We start from the raw sequence: 14,957 nt of genomic DNA on the forward strand, positions 1-14,957 counted from the left end.
TCGTTACATTTGACAAAACTTTAACCCCGAAAATGAAATTTACGTCTGTTGACTTTGAGAAGGCAAACAATGACTCGTGTTCTGTTTGCAGTATTGGTATTTCAGTATTTGAAAATGGCTGCCTGTTATTTTCAGAAAACTATCTCGTACAGCCTCCCGGGAATGAATACCTTCCGCTTCATACCTCTATTCACAGAATCACCTCACAGGATACCTGCACAGCTCCTCATTTTCCTGTGGTCTGGAATAGCATCCGCGAACATATTGAAAATCAATTGGTCATTGCCCACAACGGATGTACGGTAGAATTTCCGATTCTGGAAAGCCTGTTTAACTTTTATGAAATGGACAGACCTGATTTCAAATCAATTTGTACCTTACAACTGTCGCAACAGCTTTTTCCTTATCTGAACAATCATAAATTATCGACTCTTGCAGAACTTTTTAATCTGGAGTTCAGTGAAAATCTTCATCACAATTCTCAGTATGATGCTGAGGTCTGTGGATTGATCTTCCTGAAAATGAATCAGTTTTTTAAACTGAACAGTTCATTCTCTCCTGATTCTAAAATAAAAAAAGATACTGCAAAGACAGATTTCTTAGCCGAAAGTTTTGCTTCAAAGAAAATTGATTCTTCCCTGATATATCCCACTGAAAAACCGAAGTACGAAAATCATTATTTCTATTCTAAAAAAGTAGTCATCACCGGAGAGTTCTCTGCTTTCCCGAAACAGAGAAACAGACTAGCCCGGATTCTCTTCGACTGCGGTGCAGATATCAACACCAGTATTTCAAAAAATACAGATCTGGTGCTGGTAGGAACCGGAGCCGGACCAAAGAAGATGGAAAAAATTACTGCTTTAAGTATTGCAGTGATGGGTGAGGAGGAGTTGCTGGGGTTGATTGGGGAGTTTTTAATTGGTTAACAATCAATTTATAAAGGGTTTTTGATAATTAGGAGATCATGATAATTAGATGTGTTGATAGTAGTTTTGTAATGGTTAAAAGTTTAGTAAGAAAATGAGGGTGAGTTGAGAAGAAACAAAACTAATTAATAGTATGAAAGAAAATATATTAAAACCAATTGCTGTCGGAGAGCTGCTTAAACAAAATAGTGAAGGCGCACCACTATATAATTTTTATATACCATCTTATCAAAGAGGATATAGATGGAGCAATGATGAAGTCAATGATTTGTTGGAAGATTTATTTGAATTTGTTTATCAGGATGCCCAGCAAAAATATTGTCTTCAGCCAATAGTTGTGAAGGAGATGAGTGATGGTAAATTTGAAGTTTTGGATGGACAACAAAGATTGACCACCATTTTCATAATTTTAAAAAGTTTAAAAAAATATCTCCCTAAATTACAGTCCTTTACGCTTAGCTATCAAACTAGACCAAACAGCGAATATTTCTTAAACAATTTAGGTGAAGAAAATCAAGTGATTCTTAATAATCCAGATTACTACTTTATAGATAAAGCATTTGACCTAGTTACAAAATGGATTGATTCTAAATCATCAACTCATCTTGATTTATATTCTGTCTTATATACTTCGTTTATACAAAAGATAGAATTCATATGGTATCAGATTATTGAGGACACTGATGCTATTGAAGTTTTTACCAGAATTAATGTAGGTAAGATACCTTTAACTAATGCTGAATTAGTCAAAGCACTTTTTTTAAGTAAAAATAACCTGCTAGTTGGTTCGAAAGAAATTAACATCAATTATCTGAATTTACAGCAAAACAAAATAGCTATAGAATGGGATGAACTACAAGATAAATTGCAGGACAAGAACTTTTGGAGTTTTATATATAGTGGAAGCAAACAATATGAAACAAGAATTGATTACATCTTAGAGTTAATTTGTGATACGACTTCAGAAAATAAATATGCTTCATTTAGAGAGTTTTACAGCGTAATCAAGAAAAACAAGGCTGATGATGCATATTTATCAAGTTTGCAGTCAAAAAATCTCTCACTTATTGAACAAAAGTGGGGAGACATAAAATTTATAGTTCAGATAATGGAAGAATGGTACTCAAATCATTACTATTATCATTTTCTTGGTTTTTTAATAAATCAAAAATTGTCTATTAGAACATTAAAGAAAAAATATCTGGAATTGGATCGAGATAAATTTTCTTCATTTATAGATGATGAAATTAATTCATTATTGAATATGCCTACCCTTACTAATCTCAGGTATGGTAAAAATTCAGATTTGCTAAACAAAATACTTTTACTATATAATGTTCTCAGCACTTACAATATTAAGGATGAAGATATTAAATTTCCATTTAGATTATATTCTGAGAGCAAATGGAGTTTAGAACACATCTATGCACAAAATTCAGCTGATCTGAAATCAGATGATTATGAATTGTGGTTGATAGAAAACTATGATACACTAAAAAATTATAATAGTTCAGAAGCTGGTCACTTAGCTTTAAAAATGAAAAATCTCATAACAAATATTTCTGAAGTGAAGTTAGATAGTACTTCTTTTATTGATGTGTTTAATGAGGTTTCAAGTTTTTATCTGAAAAATATTGAAACCATAGATAGTATTTCTTCAAATGAAGATGATGATGTAAATGTTATCAGCGAGCATCTGGAATTATTAGATGAAGATTCTATTACAAACTTAACATTGCTTGACGGGAAATCTAATTCAGCACTTAACAATTCCTTATTTGATGTAAAGCGTATGAAGATAATTGAACGCGACAAGCAAGGTCATTTTATTCCGAATGAGACCAAGAGAATTTTTTTTAAATATCACACTATTTTCCCTAAACATATTTCTTATTGGACAAAAGATGATAAGATCGCATATCTAGCTGATATTAAAAAAGTATTGAAAAGCTATTTAAATTAATATGAAAACAACATTATATAATATATTATCAAATAAGATAGAGGGATTAGACATTTCTAAAGGTATCGAGATTCCAATGATACAAAGAGATTATGTACAGGGTAGATTAAACCCAGATTCAGATGAGATTAGAAAACAATTTTTAGAAAATATTAAAGAAACTATTGAAATAGGCTCAAATGACGATAAAAATCTTCAATTAGATTTTGTTTATGGTTATATAGAAAATAATTCATTCATACCTTTGGACGGACAACAAAGGCTCACAACTCTCTATTTAGTCTACTGGTATTTTGCATTAAAGGAAAATAAAATGCACGACTATGTAGTACAATTTAATAGGTTTAAGTATCAGACCCGCCAGTCAACTAATAGTTTTTTAATAAAATTAATTAATGATTTTACATACGAAGACTTTGTGCAAAAAGACAAAAATTTAATAAGTAAAATCGAGAATAAAAAATGGTTTTTCAGTAATTGGGCATTAGATAATTCTATTACTTCAATGATTAATATGGTCAATGAAATAGAATTAGTTTTTAAGGATGTTACCGTTGATTTTGATAAACTAATTCAATCGCAAACTTTAATTACCTTTAATTTTCTTAATATAAATCAGCTGGGATTAACAGATGATTTATATATTAAAATGAATGCGCGGGGAAAACCATTAACAAGATTTGAAAACTTAAAGGCAGAGCTTGGCAAGTTTATAAAATCACATTCATATAATGACAATTATAATTACACATTAAAACATAGTGAAGGAATTAAAAATGTTGATGTCGAAACCTATTTCATCACGAGAATTGACACAATTTGGACTGACTTTTTCTGGGATAAAAGAGATGTTACTACTGACCTCTTCGATGATAAGTTGTTAAATATCATTTCATTTATAGCCATCAACAATATGGCACTGGATGAGAACAAAAATTTTGATGAGATAAGAAATAATTTCCAAAAAGGAATCTATCAGCCTTCTTTTTATCAACTGAAAAGTCTTGGACTACTAACTGAAAAAACCATTATAGACTTTATAAATTTTTTAGATATTTTAGTTAGTGAAGACGGGTTAGTAAATGATTATTTAGCTAAAAAGTATTTTTTTGATAAAGAAAAATTAATTAATAGTAGCGTATTTGAGAAAAACTTTCGTCAAATTTACATTGAACGTTTACGATTTTATGGAATTATTAAATTTATAGAATTAGTTGATGAAGATGATAATCGTTTGGACGAATTAATAAATTTTGAACGTCTTTTAAATAATTTGACGATTGCTCCATTTTATTTTAATGATTCAGAAGATTTTACTAAAAGTGTCAAAGGCTTAAATATTTTATTTGAAAATTATAAGACTGATATTCATAAAACATTTATAGAATCAGAAATTATGGGGTTTGATGGTAATCAAATAATTGAAGAAAAAATAAAGATACTGCTTATTGATAAAAGTCTTAAGTGGAAAAATTTAATTTCTAAAATAGAATCTCACGGTTATTTGAATAATCAAATAAATTTTTTGCTAACTTTTTCGGGAATCCAAAATTATTTCAGTCAACATAGGAATTTAGATTGGAGTGATTCTGAGAATGATCATTTTACCAATTTATTAAATAACTATTTTGAAAAATTTTTAATGTATTTTGATAATAACGGTCTAATTGAATTTGAAGAGCAGCAATTCAGAGCAGCATTTCTTTCTATCGGAGATTTTTTAGTACATTCTACAAATGATTGTTTTTTATTGAGTAATAATGATAGGGATGTAAGTTGGAAGAGATACTTTAGAGAAGTATTTTCAAATCGTCCAGATTGGCACAATAAAATAAATTATTTAAAAACCTTGCTTGATTCAACAAATGTCGAAATAACTCCTATTGATAACTTAAAGAGAATAAAAAAGGATTATCCCGTTTCAAAAAATGATTGGCGATCTAACTTCATTAATAATCCTGATTTAATTGGATATAGAAATAATTATTACATTAGATTTTGGGATGAAGGAAATGATATTCATTTACTAAATCAGACAAAATTTAGTAATAAAGCAATTGAATTACAAACCTTACTTTTACAAAGGGAGTTACAAAATAATAATTACAATTCTGAAATTAAATTTGTAGAACAGTATGGTAGAAGTGGAATTGTTTCTATTGGGAAGAAAAAGATAAAGGTGTTTTATAATATTGGATATACCAGAGAATTTCTTGCCTTAGTTTATGGTAAGGAAAAATTTTACTCTAAAAAAAGGAGTGAAGTACTAAAGTATATATTAGAAAATCTATAATTAGATATACAATTTATACAAAAAAAGTGGATCTCCGAAATTTTGATAAAGCTTAGAAAGATATAAGAAACTAATTAACAATTTTCTATAAGATATATGCTTAAGATATATAGAACTTTATAAGATCAAAGCCTGAGAATTTTCTCAGGCTTACTCTATTTATTTTGCAACAATTTCTCAAGCTTATCAATCATACTCTTCTGCTGTTCAAGCATCCGCTCATATAACTCTACTACTTTGTCGACAGGATTGAATGATGGCTGATAATTAAATCCTGAAGCAACGGCGTTGTCACTAAAGTCCTGGAAAGAATAGGTATTCGCAATCACATTCACCGCATTTTCTTCATCGAAATTCTGAAAGGCTTCTACGGGTATTTTCAGGATTTCAGAGATTTTTTGGAGTAAGGGATCGTCGATGGTTTCTTTTTGTTCAAGAAGGGAGACTTTCTTTTGATTCCATTCATCACCGAGGTCAAAAGCCAAAGCTTCCTGCTTAATTCCCAGCATTTCCCTGAATCTTTTGACGTTGCGTCCCTGATGTACTTTCTGTTCCATGTGTTTTATTTTTCTGAGCGATAAAGATACAGCCTTATGATAACCGTACGAAAAGTAAAGTTAAAAATTATCGGGTGAAAATCCTAATGCAAACTTTTGGGTAAGGATTAATGTTGTTTTTAACGTTACGGGGGGGCAAAGTTTTTTTAAAAATCCTGAAAATATTTTTCGTTCGCAAGGGTATTCAACTCAGCTACGGCGAAGCTTTTAATTATTTTTAAATTTATCGCAAGGTTAGACAAAGATTATTTTCAAAAATATTGTGTTTTTAAGATAAACAAAGCCGTAAACTTATCGATAAAAGACAAGGGTTCTAAATTTAAGAAAACCGTATCGAGAACTTTTTGAATTGATTAAGAAGTTTTGTTTTAAATTCACTTGTTCTCGAGACAAATTCTTTCAGAATTCTACTCGAACAGATGGATTTGTTATTGTAGCATACCTTCAGCCATATCAGAAAAAAAACTTCACGAGTGAATGGTAGGGATTGACTGCAATATGCCTTTTGTAGGGATAGGATATTCTTCGATACAATACTTATAGTTTCGGTGTTTTTTAGAAAAAAACTGAAATATTCTCGTGAGAAAAATTTACATTTTTTAAGTACCAAATCCCAGTCAGATTACCTAAAAAAGAAACCGTCAATGTATAGAATAGGCATTCGGTTACTTTCATAACCGTACAACCATTCACAAATTTGTATCACGATTTTAAAAACACAAATGATGAAAAAAGAAAAGAAATTAAGCGTTCCTTTAAAAGATGAGGTGCTCAGAAATCAGATTCATCAGGCAGTACATGAATTTTCGGTTATTCAGCTATACGTGTTCCCCACCAAAACGTCAGGATACACTGACCTGTTCATTCTGATGCAGGATTGGGAAGATGCCGAAACCCTCCGTCAGAGAAAATGGATCACTGCATCAGTAACAAGGTATAATGTACGGATCTTTATTTCATATGTTGACCGCGTACGTCTTCAGTTGAAGCTGGGAAATCCTTTTTACGTGTATTATACACAGCCATCTGCACTGATCTGGCAGAGGAATGCAGATGCAACTCCCATTTCTGAATCTGCTGACCGGGAAACGTTCATCAGGAATATGCAGCTCTTCAGAAAAAGATTTGACCATGACCACCAGCTCCTGATGAAAGAAACTGCACAGCTGGATCTGCGTCACCTGTATGCCAGTGCATTCCTGAGCTATCTGTCGGTTTTTCAACATCACATCGAATATCTCGAACATCTATTCACCGGAAGTATTTCTGTAAATCAGGATCTTCAATTCAGGCTTTCCCGCCTCAGTATCTATATTCCTGAAATCCGGGAGATCTTCAGGATGAAAAACGGGAACATCTCCCAACTCATCCGCAACATGAATGCTTCCATCAAAGCTGCTGCGAGAGGGAAGGATGAATCTGCTGAAAGCTCAGAATGGTATGAAACGGTAAAATCAGCAGAACTTCAATTATACAGAATGACCGTTGCCCGTTTTTCTGAATTCAGTAAAATCCTCCGTTTTATCCCATCCCGGAAAAATGTGGCTTCGATTCACAGAAAGCCGGTGGGGAGAAAGGTTTCTCCTTCAGCAGGTGTACGGCAACCTGATGAAATCTGCATGATGTATAAAACAGTTATTTACACTTATAATAAAAACGGTGATACAAGTAACAATGCCTTCATTATCAATGAATCCGGCAGTGATTAAAATTAGTTGGGAACAGAGATGAAATGATGCTTCACCGAAACAAAAATCCCCGGTAACTGACAGGTTAGAGAACCGGGGATTGTTATGAAATATAGTATTGGTGTTACTGTAAAGTGAACTTCACTTTGGTTTTGATGGCATCGGATGAGTTTCCGATCTGTGCTTCAAAGTCACCGGGTTCGGCCACCCATTGATGCTGATCAGCATCGAAGAAGCTCAGCGCAGTCTTATCTACCGTGATGCTTACTTCTTTCTGCTCTCCGGGATTTAAAAATACCTTTTCAAAACCCTTCAGTTCTTTTGCCGGGCGCGGAACAGAAGATTTCAGGTCACTGATGTACAGCTGTACTACTTCGGCTCCTGCTTTTTTACCGGTATTTTTGACGGTCACGGTGAAAGTGATGGTATCGTTTTGTCCTATAGTCTTTTTGTCGGCTTGGGCTTTTCCAAATTCAAAAGTGGTATAGCTTAGCCCATGTCCGAAACTGAATAATGGTTTGATCTTTTTTGTGTCATGCCAACGGTATCCTACGAAGATTCCTTCATTGTAGGTAATGTTAATCGGGTTTTTCTGGTCTTTTCCTTTTCCGGCAGCAAGTTCTTCCTTATTTCCAGGATATTCTCCAAGTCTGTGCGCTGAATTATCTTCCAGTTTTACAGGAAAAGTGAAAGGCAGCTTCCCGGAAGGATTGGCATCCCCTGAAAGAACAGATGCAATTGAATTTCCTGCTTCGGATCCCAGATACCAGGACTGTAAAATGGCAGGAACATCCTTGATCCAGGGCATTGCCACTGCATTTCCTGAAACCAGAACGACTGCAAAGTTTTTATTGGCTTTGGCCAGGGCAGCTATTACGTTGTCCTGATTATAGGGTAAACCGTAACTTTTTCTGTCATTGCCTTCACTGTCCTGAAAGTCAGACTTGTTCAGTCCACCTACAAAGATCACATAATCTGACTTTTTTGCCAGCTCTACCGCTTCGTTGAGTAAGGTTTCTGCGGAACGGTCGTCTTTCAGATCCTGCCCGGATTTTACCCCGTTGTATTCTCCGCCGATATCTCCTACATATCCTCTTGCATACCGCACATCAGCCTGCTTTCCGAATTTTAATTTGATCCCTTCTAACGGTAACGTTTCATATTTCACTTTCAGGGAAGACGAACCGCCGCCGACCGTCATGATCTTAATGGCGTTTTCACCGATTACGGCTATCTTTTTAGCTTTGCTCACTTCAACAGGAAGGATATTCCCCTGGTTTTTAAGCAGGACAATTCCTTCTTCTCCGATTTCTTTTGCAATTGCTTTGTGTTCTTCAGAAGCCACGTTTCCAAAAGGCTTCTTGGTATTCATCGTTGTTTTATAGGCCAGATTGAGGAGTCTTGTCACTTTGTCATCCAGCTCTTTTGTCCCTGCTTTACCGGATTTGATAAGATTCAGGTAAGGTTGTGCCAGGTAATAATTGTCGTAGGCGTTTTTGGTTCCTGCAGAAAGTCCGTTGGTCCAGCTTCCGAATTCCAGGTCCAGTCCGTTATGAATGGCCTGTTCGGTATTGTTCACTGCGCCCCAGTCGGAAACTACCACTCCTTTGTAGCCCCATTCTTTTTTAAGGATGTCATTCAGCAGGTACTGATTCTGGCTTGCGTACTGACCTTTGTACATATCATAAGCACCCATGATCGTCCAGGAGTCCCCTTCGGTCACAGCAGCTTTAAATGGTGGGAGATAAATTTCATACAGGGTCCGGTCATCTACAGTGACGTTGCTCGTATGACGGAACATTTCCTGATTGTTGAGGGCATAGTGTTTAACCGAAGTTGCCACGCCATTGGACTGTACACCTTTGATGTAGGGAACGACCATCTTGGAGGTTAAAAAAGGATCTTCTCCCATATATTCGAAATTTCTTCCGTTCAGGGGTGTTCTGTAAATATTGACTCCCGGTCCGAGAAGGATATCTTTTTTTCTGTATCTCGCTTCTTCACCTAATGCTTTACCATAGTTCCATGACATCTTTTTGTTCCAAGTAGCAGATAAGGCGGTGAGGGCAGGGTAGGCGATAATGGAGTCGTTCGTCCAGCCTGCCTGATCCCATTCGTCCCACATTACTTCCGGTCTTACCCCGTGAGGTCCGTCGGTGGTCCAGAATTCAGGAATTCCCAGTCGTGGAACTCCGGGCGAACTGAATTTTGACTGCGCATGCAGCATGGCTACTTTTTCTTCCAGCGTCATTCTTGATAGTGCATCCTGAACCCTTTGGGCTACGGGTTTTGATTCATCCAGGTAAACGGGAACTTCGGTATTTTGAGCCATAGTTGAGGCTGATAGTAAGGTGAATAAACTTAGAAAGATCGTTTTTTTGAGCATAAAAATCTTTTTTGATAAGTAACAAAAATAAGCAAAATTTTATTATCTCAATTTGAGAAAATAAAATTTTGGTTATTAAATGGTTATTTGGATGAGATAGGATGGTTTTCAATCGTGAAACTGGATTTTTATTTCCTGATTTTTGAGTGGAAGGGTATGTTGCTTTCTGTAAATGCAAAGATTTCAATTTCAAACTGCTTTATTAAAAGAGCAAAGAAATACTAAAGGGTCGCTTACGAAATAAGCTTTATAAGAATCAATTTCATTGATTCCTCTCTTGGCTTCAATCCTCAGCATTTGGATAAAACTTTGCGTTGAAAATAGTAGAACCGGATTCTATTAAAAAAAATATCATTTTTAAACGCAAAGATTTCAATTTTATACCGCTTTATTAAAGGAGCAAAGAAAGGCGACAGAGTCGCTTATGAAGCTAGCTATAAGAATCAATTTCATTGATTCCTTTCTTTCTCCTTCAATCTTCCGGATTTGGATAAAACTTTGCGTTGAAAATAGTAGAACAGGATTCTATTAAAAAAATATCATTTTTAAACGCAAAGATTTCAATTTCATACCGTTTATTAAAGGAGCAGAGAAATGCGACAGAGTCGTTTATGAAGCTAGCTTTATAAGAATCAATTTCATTGATTCCTCTCTTTGCTCCTTTCATCTTCGGCATTTGGATAAAACTTTGCGTTGAAAATAGTAGAACTGTATTCTATTAAAAAAATATCATCTTTAAACGCAAAGATTTCAATTTCATACCGTTTTATTAAAGGAGCAAAGAAATGCGACAGAGTCGCTTATGAAGCGAGTTTTATAAGAATCAATTTCATTGATTCCTCTCTTTGCTCCTTTCATCTTCGGCATTTGGATAAAACTTTGCGTTGAAAATAGTAGAACTGTATTCTATTAAAAAAATATCATTTTAAACGCAAAGATTTTCAATTTCATACTGTTTATTAAAGGAGCAAAGAAAGGCGACAGGGTCGCTTATGAAGCGAGCTTTATAAGAATCAATTTCATTGATTCCTATTTTTGTTCCCTTAAAATATCCATTATTCTAAATAAAACTTTGCTTTGGAATAAAACCGGTATTAAATCTATGCGATCAGGGGGATTAATTTCATTAACAGAGACGTTTTGAAAATTAGATATCTTGTTTTGAATGAATGAAAAAAATATTTCTTTGCAGATTGAACCTGTTTATTTTTAAGTTTCAGAGTTTTTGATTTTTTCTAAAATGATCACTTCACCGACCTGAAAAGTACCTGTTCACCGCTGATACAGAATGATAAGAATAATGGCTGTAATACACTTTTGAGTGATAATATAATGATTCTGACTTTTGGATTAACTTGCTCATTATCGTAGAATTACGACAGTAAATCGTAGAACTACTACAAAATTTAAAATAATCATACTAATTTCTGTTTCGTATTAAATCCCTTTTTATCTTTGAAATACAAACAAACAATCACAATTCATTAACTGTTTAAAATTTACAAATCATGGCAGCAAATTCAAGAGGAATCTTAAAATTCAACGGAAGCGAAGGTCAAAAATTACTAAAGCTGAACTATAGCGTATCAAGATCCACAGACGTATCCGGAAGGGTAGCCTCAGATCCGTCCAACGCACTGATCAAATTAACGATCGAAGCAACAGAGAAATCCGACATTCTGGAATCTTTACTGAACGGAAAATACAAACCGACCTCAGGTGAAATCACGTTCAACAAATCTCATGAAGAAGGGACACTGATCACTTTAAACTGGGAAAACGGGTACGTTATTCAGCACGAAGTTGATTTTGATGCAGTGGATGAAAATTCTATGCTGATCAGCTTTGTGGTAAGCGCAGAAAAAATCAACTACGGTAATTCTGCTTACGAAGGAATCTGGCCAACGGTATAAGATCGTACGATTCATCAATCCATAATAGTGTAACAGAATAGCGTGCTTGAATAAGGTAGGCTATTCTGTGTTTGAATAAAACAGGATCAACCACAACTGTGATAGATCATCCCTGATCGAAATCTGTTACTACCATTTACTCAGGAAGATTCCGAATGTTAGCACAGATTTGAAAACAGACATTCATTAACTGAAAAATAATAAGCTATGTTCCAGGATAATAAACCTTTACAACCTGAGATTCCCCCAAAGGTCAAAACACCTGCAGTGGGAGAAAACCTTAAGCAGGCTGCAACAACAGAAACAATTGAACCGGCAGATGAAAAACTGCAGAAAGCGGGAGGAAAAGTTCAGGAGGTCAGTCAGAAAGCGTCTGCAGTTCAGTCAGCGGCAACTGAGGCAGGAAATACTTCAGGGATGTTTATGAATCAGAATATGCAGGCGAATGAGCCGCTTACGGCCGAGGGAAAAGTATGGACAAAACAGCCGACCTCAAAAATTCATAATGCGCCCGCCATTCCGACCAGCCAGATCCTGGGGATCAACCGGGTTGTGAAGCTTGACGTGATTGTTGAGGGAAAAGTAATTCAGCATTTTAAACATTTTAAACTCAACCAGAGTGCAGTCAGGCATCATCAGTTCAGCTTGACCCTGGCCCATGATTCTCTGGGAAATGCTGAAAACCATAATCTGGAAGAGGCACAAAACTTCCTTGGAAAAAGACTCACTGTTGTTTTCAAATATAAAGATGTGATTGATGGTCCTGAAAGAAATTTTGTTGGCGTTATTACGGAAGTAGGTTTCAGCCAGGAGAAAGGAAGTCTTGGAAACATTGTTCTTACGGGTTACAGTCCCACCGTTCTTTTAGATGCCGCTCCTCATATTCAGAGTTTCGGAGGAGCACAGGAAATCAGTTTAAACAGCATTGCCGACCAGGTGATCAAAGAAGGCCTGGGCGAAAGCAAATTTGATTTCAGGGTTGATGCCCAGCACGGAAACGTCTCTTACAGTTCCCAATACGAAGAAACCCATTATAATTATTTAGCCAGAATGGCTGAAGCCTATGGTGAACAGTTTTTCTATGATGGTGAAGTGCTACACTTCGGAAAGTTGCCCCCTTCAGAGCAACCCGTAAAGCTTACTTATGGTAGTAATGTGAATGACGTCAGGATTACCATGAAGGCACAGCATGTCAACCCAACCTTCTATGGCTACAACAGCAGTAAGAATGAAAAGCTGACAACAGGAAGCTCAAAAATCAGTCACAGTTCTGATATTGCCAAAAGAGCCTACGAAATTTCAGAAAAAACATTTACAACCCCTTCACTGAGGGTTGCACCTATCAAGGCTTCTTCTTTTATGGATGTTGATGCATCGCAGAAAGGTACGGCAGGAAGTAAAGCTTCGGAAGTTTTTGTTACTTCAGGAACCACTACGGTTCCGTTCTTATATCCCGGATGCCCTGCTGATGTTGAGATGCGCCAGGCAGAAACCAATCAGACTTCCTATTTCACCAAACTGATGATGATTGAAGTAACTCATGAAGTTGATGCCAGAGGATATTATACCGGAAATTTTGAAGCAATTGCTGCAGACTGCGGATATATTCCGCGGCCTGAATTTGAAAGCCCGAGAGCAGATGCCCAGTTTGCCAAAGTGATTTCCAATACCGATCCCCTGAATCAGGGCCGTGTGCAGGTACAGTTTGACTGGCAGAGTGGCCAGGATACTTCGGAATTCATCAGGGTAATGACCCCTGATGCAGGAGGAAGTGATAAAGTGAGTAAAAACCGTGGTTTTATGGCCATTCCGGAAGTCGGAGACCAGGTGGTCGTCAACTTTGCGCACCAGCACCCGGACCGGCCTTTTGTTATGGGAGGAATGTTCCACGGACAGGTAGGCGGTGGTGGAGGTACCGGAAATAATATCAAAAGTTTAAGCAGCCGGAGCGGAAATAAGCTGGAACTGGACGACGGAGCAGGCTCTGTATTTTTAACCGATCAGGGCGGTGCTCACATGAAATTTGACGGAGCCGGAAACGCTGTGACAAATGCCAATAATGATAAAACAGTAACGGTTGGGAATAATAATTCTGTACATGTTGCTAATGACAATACTGTAAAAGCAGGAAATACAAGCATGATCAACGTCGGTGAAGCCTCAATTCTTCAGATGGATAAATCGGGTAAAGTGTCTCTTACCGCAACGGCTGAATTTAAAATTATTGTCGGTGCGAGTACCATTGTCATTGATAAAGAAGGAAAAATCACAATCAATGGGAAGGAAATTAAAGTGGATGCGACACAATCGTTTCATGTATCCGCAACCAATGAAACGGTGGTCGGAGGAAAAAATGTAAAAGTCACCGGAAGTACTGAAGTGCAGATCAACGGAAGTAAAGTCAACATAAACAAGTAAATTCTGATGGAAGCAGGTAAGGAATATTTATATAATACAGATATTATCGGAAAGACTAAAGTTCACAGTTTAGACAGTAATTATAAAATTAATATTAAAACCTCAGTCACTTACAAAGGAAAAGATCCGGATGAAGATTTTCACATTTTTGAAATTACGGAAACGGAATACAATCTGGAAATGTATGAAGATCCACTGATCGTACAGATTACCGAAATGACAAATAAAGTCTGCAGTATTTACAGCACCCTTGAGGTCGGGGTCAACAAAAAAGGTGAGATCGCCAAGATCTACAATGGTGAGATGATCCGTGATAAATGGAAAGAGGTTAAAGACTGGCTGACCAACGCCCATCCCATCGAGGCTTATGAAATAATCCGTGCCAAAGAATATGAATTAACCAATGAAGAAATGGAGATCAAAAGCATACGATACATCCATTTTCTATATCAGTTCTTCTACATTTTCGGAAAAGAGCCACTTGCTGAAGGAAGTAAAAGTTACCAGAAAAGGGAAGATATGGATAGATTCGGAGCCGGCGTAGTTATTCCGGTAAACATTTCAGTAAATGAAAAACTGAATGAGCCGCAGTTGAGTGAATGGAATGTTGAAGGAATGATGATCAGAGATGATAAAATGATCCGAAGGTTACGGGAGTTTGCAAAAGATAATTACATGCATCCCGATTACAAAGTAAAAGGAAAGTACTTATATGATGACAGAATTCTGCTGAGGTCTGATTTTACGATCACCGAGCAGCTTGGCGAGTTCTTTTATTATCATTGTTATATGGATACGCACTTAGAATTCTAA

9 protein-coding genes are annotated in these 14,957 nt (G+C 36.0%); 7 read left to right on the forward strand and 2 right to left on the reverse strand.

The annotated features are described in order from the left end of the window. Positions 1-32 precede the first annotated feature (32 nt). The 3 genes from AC2A07_RS15495 (at position 33) to AC2A07_RS15505 (ending at position 5,182) form a co-directional block, all read left to right on the forward strand. Entirely contained in the window at positions 33-926 is an 894-nt protein-coding gene (locus tag AC2A07_RS15495; protein WP_484051133.1) for an exonuclease domain-containing protein, read from the forward strand. 133 nt (positions 927-1,059) lie between these two features. Beyond that, on the forward strand, positions 1,060-2,889 hold the full coding sequence (locus tag AC2A07_RS15500) for a DUF262 domain-containing protein (protein WP_484051134.1): 1,830 nt from the start codon (positions 1,060-1,062) through the stop codon (positions 2,887-2,889). A 1-nt stretch (position 2,890) separates the two neighbouring features. After that, entirely contained in the window at positions 2,891-5,182 is a 2,292-nt protein-coding gene (locus tag AC2A07_RS15505; RefSeq protein ID WP_484051135.1) for a GmrSD restriction endonuclease domain-containing protein, read from the forward strand. Positions 5,183-5,337: 155 nt separating this feature from the next. On the opposite strand, the gene AC2A07_RS15510 is transcribed toward AC2A07_RS15505, so the two are convergent. Further along, positions 5,338-5,739, reverse strand: coding sequence for a helix-turn-helix domain-containing protein (locus AC2A07_RS15510; protein ID WP_484051136.1), 402 nt, complete (start codon positions 5,737-5,739; stop codon positions 5,338-5,340). Between the two features lie 722 nt (positions 5,740-6,461). Between AC2A07_RS15510 and AC2A07_RS15515 the strand changes: the two genes are divergently transcribed. Further along, positions 6,462-7,448, forward strand: a complete 987-nt coding sequence (locus AC2A07_RS15515; RefSeq protein ID WP_484051137.1) for a hypothetical protein — start codon at positions 6,462-6,464, stop codon at positions 7,446-7,448. A 103-nt stretch (positions 7,449-7,551) separates the two neighbouring features. Here the strand turns inward: AC2A07_RS15515 and AC2A07_RS15520 are convergent, their stop codons facing one another. Continuing rightward, complete coding sequence (locus tag AC2A07_RS15520; RefSeq protein WP_484051138.1) at positions 7,552-9,813, reverse strand: glycoside hydrolase family 3 C-terminal domain-containing protein; 2,262 nt, start codon at positions 9,811-9,813, stop codon at positions 7,552-7,554. A gap of 1,508 nt (positions 9,814-11,321) precedes the next feature. On the opposite strand from AC2A07_RS15520, the gene tssD reads away from it, so the two are divergent. The 3 genes from tssD (at position 11,322) to AC2A07_RS15535 (ending at position 14,957) form a co-directional block, all read left to right on the forward strand. Then, positions 11,322-11,726: a type VI secretion system tube protein TssD gene (gene tssD, locus AC2A07_RS15525; protein WP_314499570.1), complete on the forward strand. Its 405-nt coding sequence runs from the start codon at positions 11,322-11,324 to the stop codon at positions 11,724-11,726. 207 nt (positions 11,727-11,933) lie between these two features. Next, entirely contained in the window at positions 11,934-14,144 is a 2,211-nt protein-coding gene (locus AC2A07_RS15530; RefSeq protein WP_484051139.1) for a type VI secretion system Vgr family protein, read from the forward strand. Positions 14,145-14,150: 6 nt separating this feature from the next. Continuing rightward, positions 14,151-14,957 (forward strand): hypothetical protein, encoded by an 807-nt coding sequence (locus AC2A07_RS15535; protein ID WP_484051140.1) that lies wholly within the window; start codon positions 14,151-14,153, stop codon positions 14,955-14,957.

This window comes from Chryseobacterium sp. HNCC26DJ238, from assembly GCF_057180465.1.

Coding starts and splice junctions, on each gene's coding strand:
- AC2A07_RS15495 (WP_484051133.1), top strand. CDS start 33: ATGAAATTTACGTCTGTTGACTTTGAGAAGGCAAACAATGACTCGTGT.
- AC2A07_RS15500 (WP_484051134.1), top strand. CDS start 1,060: ATGAAAGAAAATATATTAAAACCAATTGCTGTCGGAGAGCTGCTTAAA.
- AC2A07_RS15505 (WP_484051135.1), top strand. CDS start 2,891: ATGAAAACAACATTATATAATATATTATCAAATAAGATAGAGGGATTA.
- AC2A07_RS15510 (WP_484051136.1), bottom strand. CDS start 5,739: ATGGAACAGAAAGTACATCAGGGACGCAACGTCAAAAGATTCAGGGAA.
- AC2A07_RS15515 (WP_484051137.1), top strand. CDS start 6,462: ATGATGAAAAAAGAAAAGAAATTAAGCGTTCCTTTAAAAGATGAGGTG.
- AC2A07_RS15520 (WP_484051138.1), bottom strand. CDS start 9,813: ATGCTCAAAAAAACGATCTTTCTAAGTTTATTCACCTTACTATCAGCC.
- tssD (WP_314499570.1), top strand. CDS start 11,322: ATGGCAGCAAATTCAAGAGGAATCTTAAAATTCAACGGAAGCGAAGGT.
- AC2A07_RS15530 (WP_484051139.1), top strand. CDS start 11,934: ATGTTCCAGGATAATAAACCTTTACAACCTGAGATTCCCCCAAAGGTC.
- AC2A07_RS15535 (WP_484051140.1), top strand. CDS start 14,151: ATGGAAGCAGGTAAGGAATATTTATATAATACAGATATTATCGGAAAG.